The organism is Stenotrophomonas sp. ZAC14D2_NAIMI4_6 (assembly GCF_003086875.1).
Taxonomy (GTDB): domain Bacteria; phylum Pseudomonadota; class Gammaproteobacteria; order Xanthomonadales; family Xanthomonadaceae; genus Stenotrophomonas.
Genome location: NZ_CP025996.1, coordinates 3,994,435 through 4,016,238 on the forward strand (window position 1 = coordinate 3,994,435; position 21,804 = coordinate 4,016,238).

Consider the following 21,804-nt stretch of genomic DNA (forward strand, 5'->3'; position numbering starts at 1 on the left):
AGGCCGCCGCTACGGGAACCTCCTTCGCCGCGCCGGGTCTGAGCGCCCGTCCCATCCGTCATGCAGGAAAAGGCATGGGTCACAGGTATGCTTTGTGCATTGCCAATCGGGGCGCTGCCCCATCCAGCCTTCTTGGAGTCCTTGAATGTCACGTGTTTGGAAGATCGTGCTGCTGGTCGTGGTAGTGCTGGTGCTGGCGTTTGTCGGCGTGCGGGTACTGGGCGGCGGCAAGGACAAGGCGGCAGGCCCGGGCGCCGCCGCGCGCCAGGGTGGCGAAGATCCCGATGCCGGCCCGGTGCCGGTCACCGTGGTCGATGCCATCCGCCAGGATGTGCCGGTGTATGCCAGCGCCCTGGGTACGGTCACGGCCATGAACACCGTCACGGTCAGCCCTCAGGTGGGCGGCCAGCTGATGAGCCTCAACTTCCGCGAAGGCCAGGAAGTAAAGCAGGGCGACCTGTTGGCGCAGATCGACCCCCGCAGCGCGCAGGCCAGCTATGACCAGGCCGTGGCCGCCAAGCGCCAGAACGAGGCGCTGCTGGCCACCGCCCGTTCCAACTTCCAGCGCTCCAACGCGCCGGAATACCGCCAGTTCGTCGCCAAGACCGATCTGGATACACAACGAAACCAGGTGTCACAGTACGAAAGCGCGGTGGCCGCCAACGAGGCCAGCGCGCGCGCCGCGCAGGTGCAGCTGCAGTACACCCGCATCACCGCGCCGATTTCCGGCATTGCCGGTATCCGTGCAGTGGATGCAGGCAACGTGGTGAATGCCGGTACCGCGCTGGTCACCCTCACCCAGATCCACCCGATCCACGTGCTGTTCAACCTGCCCGAGCGCCAGCTGGGCGACGTGCGCCAGGCGCAGACGGCCGGCAAGGTGCCGGTGGCGGCGCTGGACCGCGCCGATTCGCACGTGCTGTCCGGTGACGGTTCGCTGGACGTGGTGGACAACCTGATCAGCGCCGACAGCGGCACCTTCAAGGCCCGCGCGATCTTCGAAAACACCGACAACGGCCTGTGGCCGGGCCAGTTCGTGAACGTGCGCATGCAGCTGCGCACCATTGCCGGGGGCGTGGTCATTCCCACCCAGGCCGTGCTGCGCGGGCCCGATGGCGAGTACGTCTATCTGGTGCAGGGCGACAACACGGTCAAGATGCAGACCGTGCGCAGTGGCGTGGAAGTAGGCGACAGCCACGTGCAGATCACCGAAGGCCTGAAGGGTGGCGAGCGGGTGGTCAGCGAAGGCCAGTTCCGCCTGAAGCCGGGCAGCAAGGTGACCGCGCTGAAGCCGGGCGAAACCCCCGCGGCGCCCACCGAGGCCGAACTGAAGGCCGCCGAACAGAAGAGTGGCGGCCGCGGCCGTCCCGGTGGTGGCCCGCGCTGAGCGCAGGCCACCCTTTCCTTCCGCGCCGGCCTCGATGCCGGCGCAACCATTGAAGCACCAGCAAGGATCCGTCCGTGGGCTTTTCGACGATCTTCATCCGCCGTCCCATTGCTACCTCGCTGTTGATGGCGGGTTTGTTGCTGCTGGGCATCCTGGGTTACCGCAAGCTGCCGGTGTCGGCGCTGCCGGAAATCGATGCCCCCAGCCTGGTGGTCACCACCCAGTACCCGGGTGCCAACGCCACCACCATGGCGTCGCTGGTCACCACCCCGCTGGAACGCCAGTTCGGGCAGATTTCCGGGCTGGAACTGATGACCTCCGATTCGTCGGCCGGGTTGTCCACGATCATCCTGCAGTTCTCGATGGACCGCGACATCGATATCGCCGCGCAGGACGTGCAGGCGGCGATCCGCCAAGCCACCCTGCCCTCGTCGCTGCCCTACCAGCCGGTCTACAACCGGGTAAACCCGGCCGACGCGGCCATCGTCACCCTGAAGCTGACCTCTGACACGCGGCCGCTGCGCGAGGTCAACAACTACGCCGATTCGATCCTCGCCCAGCGCCTGTCGCAGGTGCAGGGCGTGGGCCTGGTGTCGATCGCCGGCAACGTGCGCCCGGCCGTGCGCATCCAGGTCAATCCGGCGCAGCTGTCGAACATGGGCCTGACCATGGAAGAGCTGCGCAGCGCACTCACCCAGGCCAACGTCAACGCGCCCAAGGGCTCGTTGAACGGCAAGACCCAGTCCTACAGCATCGGTACCAACGACCAGCTGGCCAGTGCCGCCGAGTACCGCGACACCATCATCAGCTACAAGAACGGCCGCCCGGTGCGGCTGTCCGACGTGGCCCAGGTGGTGGACGGCGTGGAAAACGACCAGCTGGCCGCCTGGGCCGACGGCAAGCCGGCGGTGCTGCTGGAAGTGCGCCGCCAGCCGGGCGCCAACATCGTGCAGACCGTCGAACGCATCCGCGCCATCCTGCCGCAGCTGCAGGGCGTGCTGCCGGCCGACGTGCACCTGGAAGTCTTCAACGACCGCACCGAAACCATCCGTGCGTCGGTGCATGAAGTGCAGTTCACCCTGATCCTCACCATCGGCCTGGTGGTGGCGGTCATCTTCGTGTTCCTGCGCCGGCTGTGGGCCACCATCATTCCCTCGGTGGCGGTGCCGCTGTCGCTGGCCGGCACATTCGCGGTGATGGCCTTCACCGGCATGTCGCTGGACAACCTTTCGCTGATGGCGCTGGTGGTGGCCACCGGCTTCGTGGTGGACGATGCGATCGTGATGATCGAGAACATCGTGCGCTACATCGAACAGGGCAAGAGTGGCCGCGAAGCGGCCGAGATCGGCGCACGCCAGATCGGCTTCACCGTGCTGTCGCTGACCGTCTCGCTGGTGGCCGTGTTCCTGCCGCTGCTGCTGATGCCGGGCGTCACCGGCCGCCTGTTCCACGAATTCGCCTGGGTGCTCAGCATCGCCGTAGTGCTGTCGATGCTGATCTCGCTGACGCTCACCCCGATGATGTGCGCCTACCTGCTCAAGCCCGACGCGCTGCCCGAGGGTGAAGACGCGCATGAGCGCGCAGCCGCCGCCGGCAAGCAGAACCTGTGGACGCGCACCGTGGGCCTGTACGAACGCAGCCTGGACTGGGTGCTGGACCACCAGCGCGCCACCCTGGTCGTGGCCGCCGCCGCGCTGGTGCTGACCGTGCTGCTGTACGTGCTGATTCCCAAGGGCCTGCTGCCCGAACAGGACACCGGCCTGATCACCGGCGTGGTGCAGGCCGACCAGAACATCGCCTTCCCGCAGATGGAGCAGCGCACCAAGCAGGTGGCCGAAGCCCTGCGCCAGGACCCGGATGTGACCGGCGTGTCGGCCTTCATCGGTGCCGGCAGCATGAACCCCACGCTCAACCAGGGCCAACTGTCGATCGTGCTGAAGGAGCGCGGCCAGCGCGATGGCCTGGACGAGATCCTGCCGCGCCTGCAGAAAGCCGTGGCCGGCATTCCCGGCGTGGCGCTGTACCTGAAGCCGGTGCAGGACGTGACCCTGGATACGCGCGTGGCCGCCACCGAGTACCAGTACTCGCTGTCCGATGTTGATTCGGCCACCGTGGCCACCCAGGCCACGCGCCTGACCGAGGCGCTGCGCCAGCGCCCGGAACTGGCGGACGTGGACAACAATCTGTCCAACCAGGGCCGTGCGCTGGAACTGAACATCGACCGCGACAAGGCCAGCGTGCTGGGCGTGCCGATGCAGACCATCGATGACACGCTCTACGATGCCTTCGGCCAGCGCCAGATCTCCACCATCTTCACCGAACTCAACCAGTACCGCGTGGTGCTGGAAGTGGCCCCTGAATTCCGCACCAGCACCGCGCTGATGGAACAGCTGGCCGTGGCATCCAACGGTGCCGGCGCGCTGACCGGCACCAATGCCACCAGTTTCGGCCAGGTCACCTCGTCCAACTCGTCCACCGCCACCGGCATCGGCGCGCAGAACACCGGCATCACCGTGGGCGCGGGCAACATCATTCCGCTGTCGGCGCTGGCCGAGGGCAAGGTGACCAGCGCGCCGCTGGTGGTCAGCCACCAGCAGCAGCTGCCGGCGGTGACCGTCTCGTTCAACGTGGCGCCGGGCTATTCGCTGTCCGATGCGGTCAAGGCCATTGAAGAGACCAAGGCCAGCCTGGACATGCCGGCCCACCTGCATGCCGAGTTCATCGGCAAGGCCGCCGAGTTCACCGGCAGCCAGACCGACGTGGTGTGGCTGCTGCTGGCCTCGCTGGTGGTGATCTACATCGTGCTGGGCGTGCTGTACGAAAGCTACATCCACCCCATCACCATCATTTCCACCCTGCCGCCGGCCGGCGTGGGCGCGCTGCTCGCGCTGATGGTGTGCGGCCTGAGCCTGTCGGTGGATGGCATCGTCGGCATCGTGCTGCTGATCGGCATCGTGAAGAAGAACGGCATCATGATGGTGGACTTCGCCATCGAAGCCCGCCGTGCCGGCGCCAACGCCCACGAAGCGATCCGCCGCGCCTGCCTGCTGCGCTTCCGCCCGATCATGATGACCACCGCCGCGGCGATGCTGGGCGCATTGCCGCTGGCACTGGGCACCGGCATCGGCTCGGAACTGCGCCGCCCGCTGGGCATCGCCATCGTCGGCGGCCTGCTGCTGTCGCAGCTGGTAACGCTGTACACCACGCCGGTGATCTACCTGTACATGGAACGGTTCTCGGAATGGCTGGCCCGCCGCCGCGAGCAGCGCGCGTTGCGCGACGGTTCGCTGCAGGAGCCGCAGGCATGATCCAGGCCCCGCACCTGCGGGGGGCCGCACGATGAACCTGTCCGGTCCCTTCATCCGCCGCCCGATCGGCACCGCGCTGCTGGCCATCGGCCTGTTCATCATCGGCCTGATCTGCTACCTGAAGCTGGGCGTGTCGGCGCTGCCGAACATCCAGATTCCGGTCATCTTCGTGCACGCCAGCCAGTCCGGCGCCGATGCAGCGACCATGGCCTCCACGGTCACCGCGCCGCTGGAACGCCACCTGGGCCAGCTGCCCGGCATCGACCGCATGCGCTCTTCCAGTTCGGAAGGCAGCTCGCTGGTGTTCATGATCTTCCAGACCGACCGCGATATCGATTCGGCGGCGCTGGACGTGCAGACCGCGATCAACTCGGCGCAGGCCGACCTGCCTTCGGGTATGGGCTCGCCGATGTACCAGAAGGCGAACCCGAACGACGACCCTGTGATCGCCATCGCGCTGACCTCACAGACGCAGTCGGCCGACGAGCTGTACAACGTGGCCGACTCGCTGCTGGCCCAGCGCATCCGCCAGATCGGCGGCGTGGCATCGGTGGATATCGCCGGTGCTTCCACGCCGGCCGTGCGCGTGGACGTCAACCTGCGCCTGATGAACGCCCTGGGCCTGACCGCCGATGACCTGCGCAACGCGGTGCGCGCGGCCAACGTCACCTCGCCCACCGGTTTCCTCAGCGACGGCAACACCACCACTGCGATCATCGCCAACGATTCGGTCGCGCGCGCGGCCGACTTCGCCAATCTGGTGGTGAAGACCCAGGGCGATGGCCGGGTGATCCGCCTGAAGGACATCGCCAACGTCTACGACGGCCAGCAGGATGCCTACCAGGCCGCGTGGTTCGACCACAAACCCGCCGTGGTGATGTACGTGTTCACCCGCGCCGGCGCCAACATCGTGGAAACCGTGGACCGGGTGAAGGCGCAGATTCCCGCGCTGCGCGACTACCTGCAGCCCGGCACCACCATGACCCCGTACTTCGACCGGACGCCGACCATCCGCTCGTCGCTGCATGAAGTACAGATCACGTTGCTGATCAGCCTGGCCATGGTGGTGCTGACCATGGCGCTGTTCCTGCGCCGCCTGGCCCCTACCTTGATCGCTGCGGTTACCGTGCCGCTGTCGCTGGCCGGTGCGGCGCTGGTGATGTACGCGCTGGGCTTCACCCTGAACAACCTGAGCCTGCTGGCGCTGGTGATCGCGATCGGCTTCGTGGTGGACGATGCGATCGTGGTCATCGAGAACATCATGCGCCACCTGGACGAAGGCATGCCGCGCCTTCAGGCGGCCTTCACCGGTGCGCGCGAGATCGGCTTCACCATCGTCTCGATCACCGCCTCGCTGGTGGCGGTGTTCATTCCGCTGCTGTTCGCCAGCGGCATGATGGGCGCCTTCTTCCGCGAGTTCACCGTCACCCTGGTGGCGGCCATCGTGGTGTCGATGATCGTCTCGCTGACGCTCACCCCAGCACTGTGCAGCCGCTTCCTGAGCGCGCACGACCACAACGCCGCACCGTCGCGCTTCGGCCGTTGGCTCGATGCCGGGCACGAGCGCATGCTGCGCATCTACACCGTGTTCCTGGATTTCTCGCTGCGCCACGCGCTGCTGCTCTCGCTCACCCCGCTCATCCTGATCGGCGTCACCATCTTCCTGTTCGGTGCAGTGAAGAAGGGTGCGTTCCCGCCGCAGGACACCGGCCTGATCTGGGGCCGCGCCAATTCCAGCGCCACCGTGTCCTTCGAAGACATGGTCAGCCGCCAGCGCCGCATCACCGACATGCTGATGGCCGACCCGGCGGTGAAGACCGTGGGCGTGCGCCTGGGCAGTGGCCGCCAGGGCTCCAGCGCGCAGTTCAACGTGGAACTGAAATCGCGCAAGGAAGGGCGTCGCGAGACCACCGCCCACGCGCTGGCCCGCCTGAGTGCCAAGGCCGACCGCTACCCCGACCTGCAGCTGCGCCTGCGCGCGATCCAGGATCTGCCCAGCAATGATGGCGGCGGCAACAGCCAGGGTGCGCAGTACCGCATTTCCCTGCAGGGCAACGACCTGGCCGCACTGCAGGAATGGCTGCCCAAGCTGCAGGCCGAGCTGAAGAAGAACCCCAAACTGCGTGACGTGGGCACCGACGTGGACAACGCCGGCCTGCGCCAGAACATCGAAATCGATCGCGCCAAGGCCGCGCGCCTGGGTGTCTCGGTCGGTGCCATCGACGGTGCGCTGTACGGTGCGTTCGGCCAGCGGCAGATTTCCACCATCTATTCGGACATCAACCAGTACAGCGTGGTGGTGAACGCCCTGCCCTCGCAGACCGCCACCCCGGCGGCGCTGGACGAGGTGTACGTGAAGGCCAGCAATGGGCAGATGGTGCCGATCACCGCGGTGGCCAGCCAGGTGCCCGGTCTGGCGCCTTCGCAGATCACCCATGAAAACCAGTACACCACGATGGACCTGAGCTACAACCTGGCTCCCGGGGTGAGCATGGGCGAGGCGAAGGCGATCATCGATGCCACCGTGGCCGGCATGCGCATGCCCGGCGACATCCGCCTGGCCGACGACGCCGGCTTCGGTTTCAACTCAGACCCCAGCGACATGCTGATCCTGGTGTTCGCGGCCATCCTGACCGTGTACCTGGTGCTGGGCATGCTGTACGAGAGCCTGATCCACCCGGTCACGATCCTGTCCACCCTGCCGGCGGCGGGCGTGGGCGCGCTGCTGGCGCTGTTCGGCACCAACACCGAACTGTCGGTGATCTCGATGATCGCGCTGGTGCTGCTGATCGGCATAGTGAAGAAGAACGCGATCATGATGATCGACTTCGCCCTGGTGGCGCAGCGCGAGCACGGCCTGGCCCCGCGCGAGGCCGCACGCGAGGCCAGCATCGTGCGCTTCCGCCCGATCATGATGACCACGATGGTGGCGATCCTGGCGGCGGTGCCGCTGGCGATCGGCCTGGGCGAAGGCTCCGAGCTACGGCGCCCGCTGGGCATCGCGATGATCGGCGGCCTGCTGTTCTCGCAGAGCCTGACCCTGCTGAGCACGCCGGCGCTGTACGTGATCTTCTCGTGCCTGGCCGATCGCTGGCGGGCACGCCGCGCGCGCAAGCGCGAAGCGAAGCTGCTCAAGCGCGCGCAGCGCGCGTGAAGGATCCGCCGGGCATGGCCCGGCGCTACCGGGTGGGTGCGGACCGTTGGTCCGCACGCCCCCTTGGGTTTGACGCGCTGTAACGAAAAGAGAACAATTCGCATCCAGCCATGGTCCTGCGCCCCTGCGGCGCCCCGCTCCCGGTTCCCGGTCAGCCTGCGTGATCCCAGCCACTGCCCCTTCCCCCAACCATGGGTGGATGGCCCGTGGCCGTCCGCCGAGGAACCTGATCGATGCCTTCGTTCCGCACCCCGCGCGTGGCCCTGCTGGCCGCCGCCCTGTCCGCCGCCTGCGTGGCCCATGCAGAAGCCCCGGCCGACACCCGCAGCGCCACCGACCTGGACGCCATCAAGGTGGTCGGCGGACGCACCCACACCGAAGCCGGTGCGCTGGGCGACCGTGCCCTGCGTGACACCCCGTTCGCCATCACCGCCGTTTGCCGCGAACAGCTGGAGCAGCGCCAGGTCGTCTCGCTGGGCGAAGCCTTCCTGTTCGACCCCTCGGTCACCACCCAGGTAAGCGCCTACGCCAGTGGCTGGAGCTCGCCCATCCGCAACCGCGGCATCGATCTGAACTACGACAGCTACCGCGTGAACGGCCTGCAGGTGTCTTCGTGGGGCACCGAATGGCCGCTGGAAGTGATGGAACAGGTAGACCTGCTGAAGGGCCCCGGTGGCTTCCTGTACGGCTTCGGCGCACCCGGCGGCATCGTCAACTACATCACCAAGAAGCCGACCGACACCCCGACGTTCTCCGCGCAGCTGGGCTGGCGCGAACAGGGCATCGTCAGCGGCGGTGTCGATGCCGGCGGGCGCTTCGGCAACGAAGAGATGTTCGGCTACCGCTTCAACGCGTACCAGGAGAAGGGCGAAACCTTCAACGGCGGCCATGTCGACCGCAAGGTCGGCGCACTGTCGCTGGACGCGCGCCTGAGCGATGCGCTCACCTGGACCTTCGACGGCGTGTTCCAGTCGCGCGACCTGAGCGAAGAATCGCCGCAGTACTACTTCATCGGCCTGACCTCGCTGCCGCGGCCGATTGCCGGCGACGTCGACAACAGCGTGCCGGGCACCTACTACGACACCCGTTCCAGCCTGCTGTCGACCGCGTTGAACTGGCAGATCAACAGCGACTGGAAGGCCAGCCTGAGCTACGGCGTCACCACCTCGTGGAACGACGTCAACAAGATCTTCGCCTACATCGACGATCCGAACGGCGACTACAACGTGAACGTGTACGAGCTGGGCGGCAAGAGCGAATGGAAGCTCGCGCAGGCGCTGGTGCAGGGCAGCTTCCGCACCGGTCCGCTGCAGCACCAGCTGGTGGCCGGCGTCAGCCACCAGACCGGGCTGGGCTGGGACCGCCCTTACGAGTGGAACACCATCGGTCGCGCCAACCTGTACCAGCGTTCTGCCATCCGCCACGACGCGGTGGGTTCGCGGGTGCTGACCCGTGGCGATGAAACCGTGCAGCAGGCGGTGTTCGCCAGCGATACCGTCGACTTCGGCGGCGGCTGGTCGGTGCTGGCTGGCTGGCGCTACAACGACTTCGAGACCAAGGGCCGTTACCACACCTACCCGGTCACCCCGACCTATGCGGTCATGTTCAAGCCCAGCGAGGCAGTGACCCTGTACGCCAGCTACATCGAATCGCTGGAAGCCGGCAGCCGCGTGGGCAACACCTACATCAACGCCGGCGATGTGCTGGACCCGACCATCAGCAAGCAGTATGAAATCGGCGCCAAGGTGGAAGCCTCGCGCTGGAATGCGAACGTGGCCGCGTTCCGGCTGGAACGTGGCGCCAACATCGACCAGCAGACCGACACCGGCCTGCGCCTGGTGCAGGATGGCATCACCCTGTACGAAGGCGTGGAAGCCAGCGCCGACCTGCACCTGACCGACGCGCTGACCGTGGGTGGCGGCGTGACCTGGCTGGACCCGACCTACGACAAGCTGTCGCCGGACAGCGCCGCGCAGGAAGGCAACCGCACCGTCGGTGCCGCCCGCTGGAGCGGCGTGCTGCATGCCAGCTACCAGCTGCCGTGGGTGGATGGCCTGGAAACCTACGCCGCCGTGCGTTACTACGGCGATGTCTGGTACGACGCCGACAACACCCTGAAGCTGCCCGATTACACCCTGGTCAATGCCGGCGTGGGCTACCGCCTGATGGCCAGCGGGCACCCGGTCACCCTGCGCGCCAGCGTGGAAAACCTGGGCAACCGAAAGTACTGGTCGAACGCCGGCATCGGCCTGCCGCGCACCTTCGCCGTGAGCGTGCGCTGGGAGATGTGATGCGGTTTCGGTGGGTGCGGACCGTTGGTCCGCACTTCCAACACCCTACACACGCGCGCACCGCCATAATGGGGGCACTCCGCCCCCCGAGCCTGCATGTCCGCGCCCCATTCCCGCCTCAGCCGCCTGTGGGCCCATGAAAAAGCCAGCTACGGCCTGCGCGTCTTCATTGCCCTGACCACCGCGCTGGGCGTGTGCTGGCACATGGACGCACTGCCGGCCCTGCCCGGTGTGTTCCTGGGCATCATCGCCAGCGCCATCGCCGAAACCGATGACAACTGGTGGGGCCGCACCAAGGCGGTGCTGCTGTCGCTGCTGTGCTTCTGCATTGCCGCCGCGTCGGTCATCTGGCTGTTCCCGTGGCCGTGGCTGTTCATCGCCGCGCTGGCGCTGTCCACCTTCGGCCTGACCCTGCTGGGCGCGCTGGGCGAACGCTACGCCTCCATCGCCCAGGCCACGGTCACCCTGGCCATCTACACCATGATCGGGCTGGAGCAGCACGGCGGCGCCGGCGATCTGCCACGCGCCCTGCATGCGGTCAGCCACCTGCTGGCCGGTGCGGTCTGGTATGGCCTGTTGTCCATTGTCTGGACCGCCCTGTTCGCCAACCGGCCGGTACGCGAACGCGTGGCCCGCCTCTACCAGGAACTGGGCCGCTACCTGCAGCTGAAGGCCGCGCTGTTCGAGCCGGTGCGTGAAGCGGACCTGCACCGTCGCCAGCTGGACCTGGCCGAGCAGAACCGCAGGGTGGTGGGCGCACTCAATGAAGCCAAGGCCGCGATCATGGCGCGCTTCGGTCGCTCCGGCCGCCCCGGGGTGAATTCCGGCTTGTACCTGCGCCTGTACTACATGGCCCAGGATTTCCATGAGCGTGCCAGCTCCTCGCACTACCCCTACGGCGCCCTGGTCGATGCGTTCTTCCACAGCGACGTGCTGTACCGCTGCCAGCGCCTGCTGGACCTGCAGGGCCAGGCCTGCGCACGGCTCGGCGAGGCGATCCGACTGCGCCGGCCGTTCGTGTATGGGGAAAGCAACCAGCAGGCCGGGCGCGACCTGGCCGATGCCCTGGCCTACCTGCGCGACCAGCAGCGCCCGCAATGGCAGCGCCTGCTGGGTTCGCTGGACCTGCTGGTGCACAACCTGCGCAGCATCGAACGCCGCCTGCTGGACGCCGAACGCTCCGAAGCCAGCCTGGACAACGTCGATACCCGCCTGCGCGACAGCAACCCACACACCCTGCGCGAGATGGGCGTGCGCATCCGCCAGCAGCTCACGCCCGGTTCGGTGCTGTTCCGCCACGGCCTGCGCATGGCGCTGGCGCTGATCGCCGGCTTCCTGGCCATCCGCCTGTTCAATGCACAGAACGGCTCGTGGGTGCTGCTGACCATCGTCTTCGTGTGCCGCCCCAACTTCGGCGCCACCCGCCAGCGCCTGGCCCAGCGCATCGTCGGCACCTTGGCCGGCCTGGTGCTGACCTGGGCGCTGCTGCAGCTGTTCCCGCAGCTGCACGTGCAGTTGCTGATCGCGCTGCTGTCTGCCCTGCTGTTCTTCTTCACCCGCACCGACCGCTACCTGGTGGCCTCGGCGGCGATCACGGTGATGGCGCTGACCTGCTTCAACCTGATCGGCGATGGCTTCGTGCTGATCGTGCCGCGCATGGTCGACACCCTGCTGGGCTGCGCCATCGCCGCCGCGGCGGCCTTCCTGATCCTGCCCGACTGGCAGGGGCGGCAGCTGCACAAGGTGCTGGCGCGGGTGCTGGACACCGCCGCGCGCTATCTGGAATCGGTGCTGGGCCAGTACCGCAGCGGCATGCGTGATGACCTGGCCTACCGCATTGCCCGCCGCGACATGCACAACGCCGACGCGGCGCTGTCCACGGCCTTGTCGAACATGCTGCGCGAACCCGGCCACGTGCGCCGCAACCTGGATGCCGGCTTCCGTTTCCTGGCACTGTCCAACACCCTGCTGGGCCACCTTTCCGCACTGGGCGCGCACCGCGACCAGGTGGACAGCTTCGCCGCCGACCCGCTGGCCCTGGCCGCCGGCGAACGCGTGCGCAAGGCACTGGAACAGCTGGGCAGCGCGCTGGGCGCGAGGCAGCCGGTCAGCGAAGACGACAACGACGCCGACCGCGCCGTGGCCGCCGAACTGGAACAGACCGACGACAGCATGGCGCCGAAGCTGCAGCTGATCCGCACGCAGATGGCACTGGTGCTGCGCATGCTGCCGAAAATGCGCGCGGCGGCCAACGAAGCGGTGCGTGGCCTGACCTGATCCCGCCTGCATGGGTGGAGGTGGTGACGGTGACGGGGCTGGTTCCGTTGCCGTTGCCGTTGCCGTTGCCGGTGGCGGTGGCGGTGACGGTGCCGATGACGGTGCCGATGACGATGACGGTGGCGGCGACGGCGACGGCGACGGCGACGGCGACGGCGACGGCGACGGCGACGGCGACGGTAGAGTCGAGCTTGCTCGACTGCTCTGCCAACAGCAGTCGAGCAAGCTCGACTCTACGACGGACAGCATCGCGACATCGTTCGGCCCGGGCACCGCGCAGCATCGCGGCATCGTTCGGCCCGGGCATCGCGCAGCATCGCGGCATCGTGCGACCCGGGCATCCCGACAGCATCACAACATCATTCGGTCCGCCATCGCGGCAGCATCGCGCCACCGTGCAGCCCGGTGCCCGGCATCGTTCGCATGGAACGCCACCGATGCGTGTCCCGCCGCCCCGCACCCGCCGTGCAGGCAGGAATGCTAGGCTGCGGCGGTCCAAGGAGGTTCCATGTCCGGCCACAACCAGTTTGCCCTGCTGCGCCAGCGCCGCTTCCTGCCGTTCTTCATCGTGCAGGCGCTCGGTGCCTTCAACGACAACGTCTACCGGCAAGCGATCATCGGCCTGCTGTTCTACCTGGGCGTATCGGAAGAGCAGCGTTCGCTCTACACCACGCTGGCGCCGGCCATCTTCATCCTGCCCTACTTCCTGTTTTCAGCCCTTGCCGGCCAGATCGCCGACAAACTGGAGAAATCGCGCCTGATCGTGATCACCACCACCATGGAGATCGTGATCATGTCGATGGCGGCCGTCGGCTTCCTGACCGAAAGCCTGCCGTTCCTGCTGGTGGCGCTGTTCTGCACCGGCATGCAGTCCACCCTGTTCGGCCCGGTGAAGTACTCGGTGCTGCCAGCCGTGCTGAAGCCCGAAGAGCTGACCGGCGGCAACGGCCTGGTGGAGATGGGCACCTCCATCTCGATCCTGTCGGGCATGATCCTGGGCGGCGCGGTGTTCCTGCTGGCCGGCAGCCAGGGTCCGATCGTGGCGGCCACGGCGGTCATCGCGCTGGCGGTATGCGGCAACATCGCCGCACGCATGATCCCCAAGGTCGATGCCGGCGACCCGGACCTGAAGATCAACTGGAACCCGTTGCCGGAATCGCTGGTCGTGCTGCGCATGGCACGGCAGCAGAAGGCGGTGCGCAACGCGATCCTGGGCGTGTCCTGGTTCTGGTTCGTCGGCACCGTGCTGACCTCGCAGCTGCCCAACTACGCACTGGCCAACCTGGGCGGCGAACCGAAGCTGTACCTGTTCGCGCTGGCTCTGTTCTCGGTCGGCACCGGCGTCGGCTCGCTGCTGTGCGAAAAGCTGTCCGCGCGCACCGTTGAAATCGGCCTGGTGCCGCTGGGCGCCTTCGGCATGACCGCCTTCCTGCTCGATCTGTACTTCGCCCGCCCGGGCGAGGCCTCGGTGCACGGCATGGGCATCCTGGCCTTCCTGCAGCAGGCCGGCAGCGTGCGCATCGTCGTCGATCTTGTCGGTATCGGCCTGTTCACCGGCGTGTTCGTGGTGCCGCTGTTCGCGCTCATCCAGAGCCGCACCCCGAAGGCGCAGATGTCGCGCGTGTTCGCCGCACTGAACATCCAGAATTCCGGCTTCATCGTCGGCGCCGCCCTGATTTCGCTTGCCGCGCGCGAGTGGCTGCACTGGACCATCCCGCAGCTGTTCCTGGCACTGGCCATCGCCAATGCCGTGGTGGCGATCTACATCTTCACCATCGTCCCCGAATTCCTGATGCGCTTCCTCAGCTGGGTGATGGTGCGCACGCTGTACCGGCTGCGCCCGCACGGCATTGAAGCCAACGTGCCCGACGAAGGCGCCGCGCTGCTGGTCTGCAACCATGTCAGCTACATGGATGCATTGATCCTGTCGGCGACGATTCCGCGCCCGGTGCGCTTCGTCATGTACTACCGCATCTTCAACATCCCGGTGATGCGTTGGATCTTCCGCACCGCCAAGGCGATTCCGATTGCCGGCGCACGCGAAGACCCGGCCTTGATGCAGCGCGCGTTCGACGAAGTGGATGCGGCGTTGGCCGAGGGCGAACTGGTCTGCATCTTCCCCGAAGGCGCACTGACCCGCGATGGCGAGATGGCGCCGTTCAAATCGGGCGTGGAAAAGATCCTGGAGCGCAGGCCGGTGCCGGTGGTGCCCATGGCCCTGCGCGGCATGTGGTCGAGCATGTGGAGCCGGCGCGATACCCGCCTGGGCCGCATGCGCGTTCCGCGCCGCTTCCGCGCCACCGTGGAAGTGGTCGCCTCACCCGCCGTGGACGGCCAGCGTACCGATGCGGCCGCGCTGGAAACGCAGGTGCGAAGCCTGCGCGGCTACAACGCCTGACGCATCGGACACGGGGCGCGGCGCGCCCCGCTACCCCGCCTGGACACGCGCCGAGCCCCCCTCCGCGGGCATGTAAACGCATACATGAGGCGCGCGTTGCGGTAGATTACGCACCCACAGGGGGGAGGTTCGGCTTGTCCGCGACAGACCGACCGCCAAGGAATGGAGTCTTGCTTTGAATCAACCGCCACCTATCGAGCGTCCGGTGTACATCCCCAACCATCTGGTCTGGGCGATCGTGACCACGCTGTTCTGCTGCCTGCCGCTGGGGGTGGTGTCGATTGTCTATGCGTCCCAGGTGGACGGCCGCCGCGCGGCCGGTGATCTGCCGGGGGCCTTCAGTGCGTCGCGCAAGGCGGGCTGGTGGGCGGTGGCTTCGGCCGTCGCACTGCCGGTCCTGTTGCTGTTGTGGTTCGGGCTGTTCGGCGGCTTGGCCGCGCTGGGCGCTCTTTCCGACCTTTGATTCACACCACCACCCATCGAGGAGCTTGAACCATGAACACCACCACCCCGCAGGTCCCCAACAATCTGGTCTGGGCCATCCTGTCGACCCTGTTCTGCTGCCTGCCGGCCGGCATCGTGTCGATCGTCTACGCCGCCCAGGTCAACGGCAAGCTGGCCGCTGGCGACATCGCCGGTGCCCGTGAGTCGTCGGAAAAGGCCAAGAAGTGGGCCATCTGGTCGGCCATCGCCGCGGTCGTGGTCGGCATCCTGTACGGCATCCTGATCGCCGTGGTCGGCGTGATGGGCGGCGGCAGCAGCTACTGATGCACCCTGCGGGATCCGGCACCGCGCCGGATCCCGTTGTCGCATGTCCGTCCTTCCCGCACGTTCCCGACTGGCCCGCTGGGCCCCACTGCTGGCCGCTTCCGGCCTGGCCGCGGGTGCCGCCGTGGTGCTGCGCCACGTCAATCCCTATGTCTCGGGCAATCCGCTGCCCGGCTGCCCGCTGTACGCACTGACCGGGCTGTACTGCCCCGGCTGCGGCAGCACGCGCTGCCTGTACTCGCTGGTCCACTTCGACCTGCCCGGCGCGATGGCGATGAATCCGCTGCTGGTCATCAGCCTACCGTTCCTGTTGCTGATGCTGCTCAACAGCGCCGGCATCCGCCCGCGCGTGCTCGATCCGCTGATGCGGGTGCTGGCCAACCCGATGTTCTGGCTGTGGCTGCTGCCCGGCTACGCGCTGCTGCGCAACCTGCCCTGGGCCCCCTTCACCGCCCTGGCCCCGGTCTAGGGTTCCAGCCAACGGCGCAGCCCCTCGTGGTGGGGCGTTGCTTCTCGATCATGGGATTGGCCGGTCGCGATGGGCTGCGCAGGGGACGCTGCAAGTACGTCCATGTAAGCTCGGTCGCCGCATCCATGCGGCTCACGCCCCTGCGCAGCCCACCGCGACCGGCCACGGACAGTTTCCGTGCGCGTCCACCACGGAAAAGAAGAGAAGATCAAAAGCCAAAGCGGGTCGCTGCGCTCCGTATCCACGCATGGCGTGGATCTTATCTCTTGCCGATCTGGCACCTTGGGTGCCGAGAGCCCGGCGTGGGCGACCGTGTGGATCCAGGTCTTGCGACCGTGAAGTAGCTTGGGTCCCCACGCCGGATTCTCCCTGAACCGCCCGAACAGTTGGTTGAGTTGGCGCTCGAACTGATAAGACTGGGCAAGCGGGGGGAGCTCTCGACCCTGTCAGCCTAGCGGAGTTCTGCCATGTTTGGGATCGGGATCGATGTCAGCAAAGCCACGCTGGATGTGGCTGTCCATGAAGAGCAATTTCGCCAATTCAGCAACGACAAGCGTGGCTTTGTCAGTCTGATTCGGTGGCTGAAGAAGTGGCCCATCAAGCAGGTTGTTCTTGAGGCCAGCGGGGGTTACGAGCATGCCGTCCTGGATGCTTTGCACGCTGCCGGTCTGCCCATGGTGCGCATCAACCCAGCTCGGGCACGACGGTTTGCCCAAGGCACCGGCCGGGCTGCAAAAACCGATCGGCTCGATGCCACGGTGCTGGCCGAGATGGCCCATTTGTTGAAACTGACTCGCTATGTGCCACCTGCACCTTGGCAACAGCGTTTGGCTGAATTTGCGCAGTGCCGTAGGCATCTTGTGCAGATGAGGGTCAGTGAAACGCAGCGCTTGCGGCGTTTGGTTGATCCTGCTCTGATCGCAATAAAGCAACGCCATATAGCTCAGTTATCTGAAGACCTGAAGCAATTGGATAGAGCTATCGCTGAGCAGCTTGAAGGACAGCCGGGCTGGAGAGAGATCGGCTCACTCAAGGGCGTCGGACCAATTCTTGTCAGTACCCTTGCCTGCGAGTTGCCCGAGCTCGGCAGCTTGGGGGGCAAAGCCATTGCATCACTGGTGGGGGTGGCCCCAATGAACCGTGAAAGCGGCACCTGGCATGGCCAGCGGCGCATCAGTGGCGGGCGCGCGGTAGTACGCGAAGCCCTTTACATGGCGGCCCTGACGGCCATCCGGTACGAGCCGAAACTCCGCGATTTCTATGCGGGGCTGAAAGCCAAGGGTAAGGCGAGCAAGGTGGCCCTCGTTGCGGTCATGCGCAAAATGCTGGTGATCCTCAATGCCCGCAAGCGGGACGCCGAGGTGGCCCTCGGCAGCCCCTGACAAGACAGTTGCTACTGTGATCTCTCTGTACGTTGTTCATCCGGGACATCTCTGGAAAATGGTGGTTACCACACCTCTCCAGATCCCAAAGAGCCCGGATGAACAACCATAAAAATGCCCGTTTAACGCCGTTTAGTCGAGAACTTCTTGTCCGTCGCATCCTCCACGAGGGCCTGCGGCCGGAGGAGGCAGCACAAGCGTGTGGCGTAAGTGTGCGTACGGCCTACAAGTGGCTGGCCCGATTCCGGGAGTTCGGGGCGTCGGGGCTGGAAAACCGCAGCTCTCGCCCGCACCAGACGCCGCATGCCACGCCTGCGTCGGTCGTCGAGCAGATCAAGGAGCGCCGCCGTAAACGGCACACCTACCTGACCATTTCCAAGGCCTTGGGGATCGGCCACAGCACCATTTCCCGGTTGATGCGTGTTCACGGCCTCAACCGGCTGTGCCGGCTGGATCCGCCCAAAGCGGTCATCCGATACGAATACGATCAGCCCGGAGGACTGCTGCACCTGGATATCAAGAAACTGGGCAACTTCCAGAGGCCTGGGCACAGAACCGATGCCAAACGCCGGGGAAACGCTGCCGGCGGCGGCTGGGGGTACGTCCACGTGGCCATCGACGATCATTCCCGGCTCGCCTACAGCAGCGTTCACCCCAACGAACAGGGAGAAACGGCCTGCCAAGCGCTGCTGAGCGCTCTGGAGTACTACGCCAGCTTGGGAATCACCTTCAAGCGGATCCTGACCGACAACGGCGCCTGCTATCGCTCCACCGCCTTTGCCAAGCTGCTCAAATCCCTTGGAATCAAGCACATCCGGACCAAGCCCTACACACCCCGCACCAACGGCAAGGCGGAGCGCTTCATCCAGACCAGCTTGCGCGAGTGGGCCTACGCTTGCGAGTACGCCTCTTCGGACCAACGCAATTCCGTGCTGACCCAATGGCTGCACCACTACAACTGGCACCGTCCCCATATGGGGATCGGCGGCCAGCCACCTATCTCCAGAGTGCCGCTGAACAACGTAGTGGGTTTACACAAAGCCAAGGGTAAGGCGAGCAAGGTGGCCCTCGTTGCGGTCATGCGCAAAATGCTGGTGATCCTCAATGCCCGCAAGCGGGACGCCGAGGTGGCCCTCGGCAGCCCCTGACAAGACAGTTGCTACTGTGTCGACCAAGGTCGACACCTACCAACAGCCGGGCATTCGAACAATCGCAGTTCCCCACAGCCGCGGGGAACTGTCAGAGGTGGGGCGGTGTGGGTGGACAGGACCGCAGGCGCCATGGGCCCGAGGCATGCCTCGGGCGGGTTGGGCAGGACGCCCAACCCCGGTCTTGCCGGGCGCGCAGGATTGCGCGCGCGAGCAAGGCGCCTACGAGTCCCCATGGACGGGTTTACGGCGTGTCCTGCCCACCCACACCGCCCCGCCATCCCTCAGAAATCCCGCTTTTGACGTTGACGTTGCCGTTGCCGTTAGCGGGTGCAGGGCTGCAAGCCCTGCCCGAACACCTACGTTACCCAGCCGGCAATCACCAGCAGGGCCAGCACCGCCAGCCACAGCAGCAGCATGCGCCACACCAGGCTCATCGCATCGCGCAGGTCCGGCAGCCGCTGCCACACCGGCAACAGCCCCGCTTCGGTGTAATCGTGCGCGTCCTCGCGCAGCTCCGCGTTGACGCTGGCACGCGCCACCGCGCCCAGGAAACCGATGCCGCCGGCCAGCCGTTCGCCATGGGCCTGCCGCCAGGCCTTCCACGCGGTATCGAAGTTGCCCACCAGCGCCATCGAAAACGCCATCAGCTGGGCCACCGGCCATTCAATCCACGACAGCACGCGCTGCGCCAAGGCCAGCGGTTCCACCGGCACCCGCGCCCGCATCGGGCTCTCGGCCATCAGCGCCAACAGGCGGTAGGCCAGCGCCCCGACCGGGCCCAGCAACAGGAACCAGAACAGCACCGCGAACCAGCGCCGCAGTGCATTCAACACGGTCGCTTCCACCAGCGACGGAACATCCTCGCGCAGGCTGCCACCGGCGGCCTGCAGGTGCCGCACCGCCGCCTGGCGGGCACTGGCCTCGTCGGCGTCGATCACCCCTTCAACATCGCGATCCAGATCGCGCGGGCCCCAGCACCAGGCCAGCACCGCCACGCCCAGCAGCAGCGCGGGCAGCCCGAACAGCACCCCGCTCAGCAGCCACACCAGCAGCCCCATCAGCAGCAGCGGCGGCAGCAGTGCCACCAGCACACCCGCCGGCCCCTGCCAGGCCCGCCCGCCATGCGCGTCCAACCAGCCCAGCCAGCGCCGGAAACCCTCGAAACGGCGCAGTGAAGCGGCAGCGGCCGGGGCAACATGGCCCAGGGCCAGCGCCACCAGCACGGCAACCAGGGTGGTGAACATGGCGGGTCTCCCGATGAACAAGCGTTCGGCGCCGCTACCTTACCTGCCGCAGCCGCGCCTTCAGCGACGGATTCCACTGTAACCCGCCGCGTGTTCAGGTGGCGGCAATGCTCAGCCGCGCTGCTGCCGGTACCAGTGTTCGATCAGGCCACGCGAGATCGAGATCGGCGGCGACAGACGGATGCCCTGGCCGTCGTCTTCCACGTCGCGCGCCAGTGCCGCGCCCACTTCATCGACGGTGAACCAGCGCGCATCTTCCAGCTCGCCATCCACGGTGGGCACATCGTCGTGCGCCTGCGCGCGGAAGCCAACCATCAGCGCGCCGGGGAACGGCCACGGCTGCGAGCCCAGGTACTGCGCGGCGATCACCCGCACCTTGCTCTCCTCGTGCACTTCACGGGCCACGGTCTGTTCAAAGGTTTCGCCCGGCTCGACGAACCCGGCCAGCACCGAATAGCGGCGCGGCGCCCAGTTGGCCTGCCGCCCCAGCAGCAGCCGCCCCTGGTTTTCCACGGCCACGATCACCGCCGGGTCCACCCGCGGGTAGTGTTCGGTGGCGCACTGCGGGCAGCGGCCGACGAAGCCGCCGCGGGCGAAGGCCACGGCACTGCCGCAGACACCGCAGAAGCGCGTGCGCGACTGCCAGTACGACATGCCGCGCGCATAGCTGAAGGCCGTGGCATCGGCCACCGTCCACAGCAACGCCGCCTGCCGCAGGTCCAGCCGTCGCGGCGCGGTCACGCTGACCTGCGCGGCATCCACGCCGAACCATGCCTGGCCATCCCGCAACCCCAGGAAGATCGCAGCGCCCGGGCCACCACCCAGTGCGGCACCGGTCAACGCCAGCGGCTGGTCATCCTCATCGGTGAAGGCCGTGCCGTCCTGGTCCAGCACAAGAATGCGCGCATCCGGCCACAGGCGCGCCAGTGCATCGGCATCGGCGCGCAGGGCATCGGCGCGCTCCAGCGGTTCGTCCACGAAGGCGAAACCGGAAAGCGGCGAAGGAGTCGTAAGCATTCCACAAGCCTGCCGCCATTCGCAGCAGGTGGCAAGGTCGGCGTTGCCCGCCGCGCGTGCCGGTGCTTACATGCTGAAGCTGCTGCCGCAGCCGCAGGTGGTCTTCGCGTTCGGGTTGCGGATCACGAACTGCGCACCGGTCAGGCTCTCGGTGTAATCCACCTCGGCGCCCATCAGGTATTGCAGGCTGAGCGGATCGACCAGCAGGGTCACCCCGCTGGTCTGTACCGCCAGATCATCCTCGGCGCGGTTCTCGTCGAACTCGAAACCGTACTGGAAGCCGGAACAGCCACCGCCTTCGATGTACACGCGCAGGGCCAGGTCGGGGTTGCCCTCGTCCTGGATCAGTTCCTTCACCTTGGCCGCAGCGGATTCGGTGAAGTTCAGCGGCCGCTCCAGCGACTGGTAGTCGGGAGCGGCGGCCGGCGTGGCGCCGGGCAGGGAAACTAGCGTGCTCATGGCCCCAGCATGGGGGCGCCGAACGCGGCTTTCAAGCCGTGGCCTCGGCCAGCTTGCGACGCGCGGCATCGCCGCCCTTGCCCTTGCCAGCGGTCTCCTCGCCTTCCGGGGCGGGCAGCGCGGCAACCGGGCTGCTGGCATGGATCAGGCGGCCGTTCAGCTGCGCGCCGGCATTCATTTCCACCACCTGGTAATGCACGTTGCCGTTCACCCGGGCGCTGGGGGTCAGCTCCACCTTCTCGGTGGCATGCACGTCGCCATCCATGCGGCCGCTGATGACCACCACCTGGGCGCGGATCTCCCCTTCGATCACGCCATGCTCGGCCACCGTCAGGGTGGCACCGCTGGCGCCTTCCTGGGCGATCACCTTGCCGTGGATGCGGCCTTCCACATACAGGCCCCCACTGAATTCCACATCGCCACGAATCACCACCTGGTTGCCGATCAGGGCATCCACCACCAGCTGGCCATCACGGCTCGACTTGCTGTTTCCGAACAT

General features: G+C 66.8%; 15 protein-coding genes. 11 read left to right on the forward strand and 4 right to left on the reverse strand.

The features are described 5' to 3' along the window. Nucleotides 1-145: 145 nt before the first annotated feature. The 11 genes from C1933_RS18080 (at nucleotide 146) to C1933_RS18135 (ending at nucleotide 18,582) form a co-directional block, all read left to right on the forward strand. Complete coding sequence (locus tag C1933_RS18080) at nucleotides 146-1,387, forward strand: efflux RND transporter periplasmic adaptor subunit (protein ID WP_108754372.1); 1,242 nt, start codon at nucleotides 146-148, stop codon at nucleotides 1,385-1,387. A 74-nt stretch (nucleotides 1,388-1,461) separates the two neighbouring features. Then, nucleotides 1,462-4,695, forward strand: coding sequence for an efflux RND transporter permease subunit (locus C1933_RS18085; protein ID WP_108754373.1), 3,234 nt, complete (start codon nucleotides 1,462-1,464; stop codon nucleotides 4,693-4,695). 31 nt (nucleotides 4,696-4,726) lie between these two features. Beyond that, on the forward strand, nucleotides 4,727-7,849 hold the full coding sequence (locus C1933_RS18090) for an efflux RND transporter permease subunit (protein ID WP_108754374.1): 3,123 nt from the start codon (nucleotides 4,727-4,729) through the stop codon (nucleotides 7,847-7,849). 233 nt (nucleotides 7,850-8,082) lie between these two features. Further along, nucleotides 8,083-10,140, forward strand: coding sequence for a TonB-dependent receptor (locus C1933_RS18095; protein WP_108754375.1), 2,058 nt, complete (start codon nucleotides 8,083-8,085; stop codon nucleotides 10,138-10,140). Nucleotides 10,141-10,236: 96 nt separating this feature from the next. Beyond that, entirely contained in the window at nucleotides 10,237-12,417 is a 2,181-nt protein-coding gene (yccS, locus tag C1933_RS18100) for a YccS family putative transporter (RefSeq protein ID WP_108751073.1), read from the forward strand. Between the two features lie 508 nt (nucleotides 12,418-12,925). Beyond that, nucleotides 12,926-14,815 (forward strand): MFS transporter, encoded by a 1,890-nt coding sequence (locus tag C1933_RS18110; protein WP_108754377.1) that lies wholly within the window; start codon nucleotides 12,926-12,928, stop codon nucleotides 14,813-14,815. A gap of 175 nt (nucleotides 14,816-14,990) precedes the next feature. Beyond that, complete coding sequence (locus tag C1933_RS18115; RefSeq protein WP_108751075.1) at nucleotides 14,991-15,278, forward strand: CD225/dispanin family protein; 288 nt, start codon at nucleotides 14,991-14,993, stop codon at nucleotides 15,276-15,278. Nucleotides 15,279-15,310: 32 nt separating this feature from the next. Further along, complete coding sequence (locus C1933_RS18120; protein WP_108751076.1) at nucleotides 15,311-15,583, forward strand: CD225/dispanin family protein; 273 nt, start codon at nucleotides 15,311-15,313, stop codon at nucleotides 15,581-15,583. Nucleotides 15,584-15,626: 43 nt separating this feature from the next. Continuing rightward, entirely contained in the window at nucleotides 15,627-16,052 is a 426-nt protein-coding gene (locus C1933_RS18125; protein ID WP_108754378.1) for a DUF2752 domain-containing protein, read from the forward strand. Nucleotides 16,053-16,519: 467 nt separating this feature from the next. Next, the gene (locus C1933_RS18130) at nucleotides 16,520-17,434 is read left to right on the forward strand and encodes an IS110 family transposase (RefSeq protein WP_108754379.1); all 915 of its coding nucleotides are present in this window, start codon (nucleotides 16,520-16,522) and stop codon (nucleotides 17,432-17,434) included. A gap of 98 nt (nucleotides 17,435-17,532) precedes the next feature. Beyond that, nucleotides 17,533-18,582 carry an IS481 family transposase gene (locus C1933_RS18135; protein ID WP_234414569.1) on the forward strand — a complete coding sequence of 350 codons (1,050 nt, stop codon included), beginning with the start codon at nucleotides 17,533-17,535 and terminating at the stop codon, nucleotides 18,580-18,582. Between the two features lie 359 nt (nucleotides 18,583-18,941). Here C1933_RS18135 and ampE read toward each other — a convergent pair whose 3' ends face one another. From ampE to C1933_RS18155, 4 genes are all read right to left on the reverse strand, one after another. After that, on the reverse strand, nucleotides 18,942-19,829 hold the full coding sequence (gene ampE / locus C1933_RS18140) for a regulatory signaling modulator protein AmpE (RefSeq protein ID WP_108754380.1): 888 nt from the start codon (nucleotides 19,827-19,829) through the stop codon (nucleotides 18,942-18,944). Nucleotides 19,830-19,940: 111 nt separating this feature from the next. Further along, a complete protein-coding gene (gene nudC, locus C1933_RS18145; protein WP_108754381.1) occupies nucleotides 19,941-20,846 on the reverse strand; it encodes an NAD(+) diphosphatase in 906 nt (301 codons plus the stop codon). Nucleotides 20,847-20,912: 66 nt separating this feature from the next. Continuing rightward, nucleotides 20,913-21,305 (reverse strand): iron-sulfur cluster insertion protein ErpA, encoded by a 393-nt coding sequence (erpA, locus tag C1933_RS18150; protein ID WP_108747525.1) that lies wholly within the window; start codon nucleotides 21,303-21,305, stop codon nucleotides 20,913-20,915. Between the two features lie 31 nt (nucleotides 21,306-21,336). Continuing rightward, nucleotides 21,337-21,804 (reverse strand): polymer-forming cytoskeletal protein, encoded by a 468-nt coding sequence (locus C1933_RS18155; RefSeq protein ID WP_108754382.1) that lies wholly within the window; start codon nucleotides 21,802-21,804, stop codon nucleotides 21,337-21,339.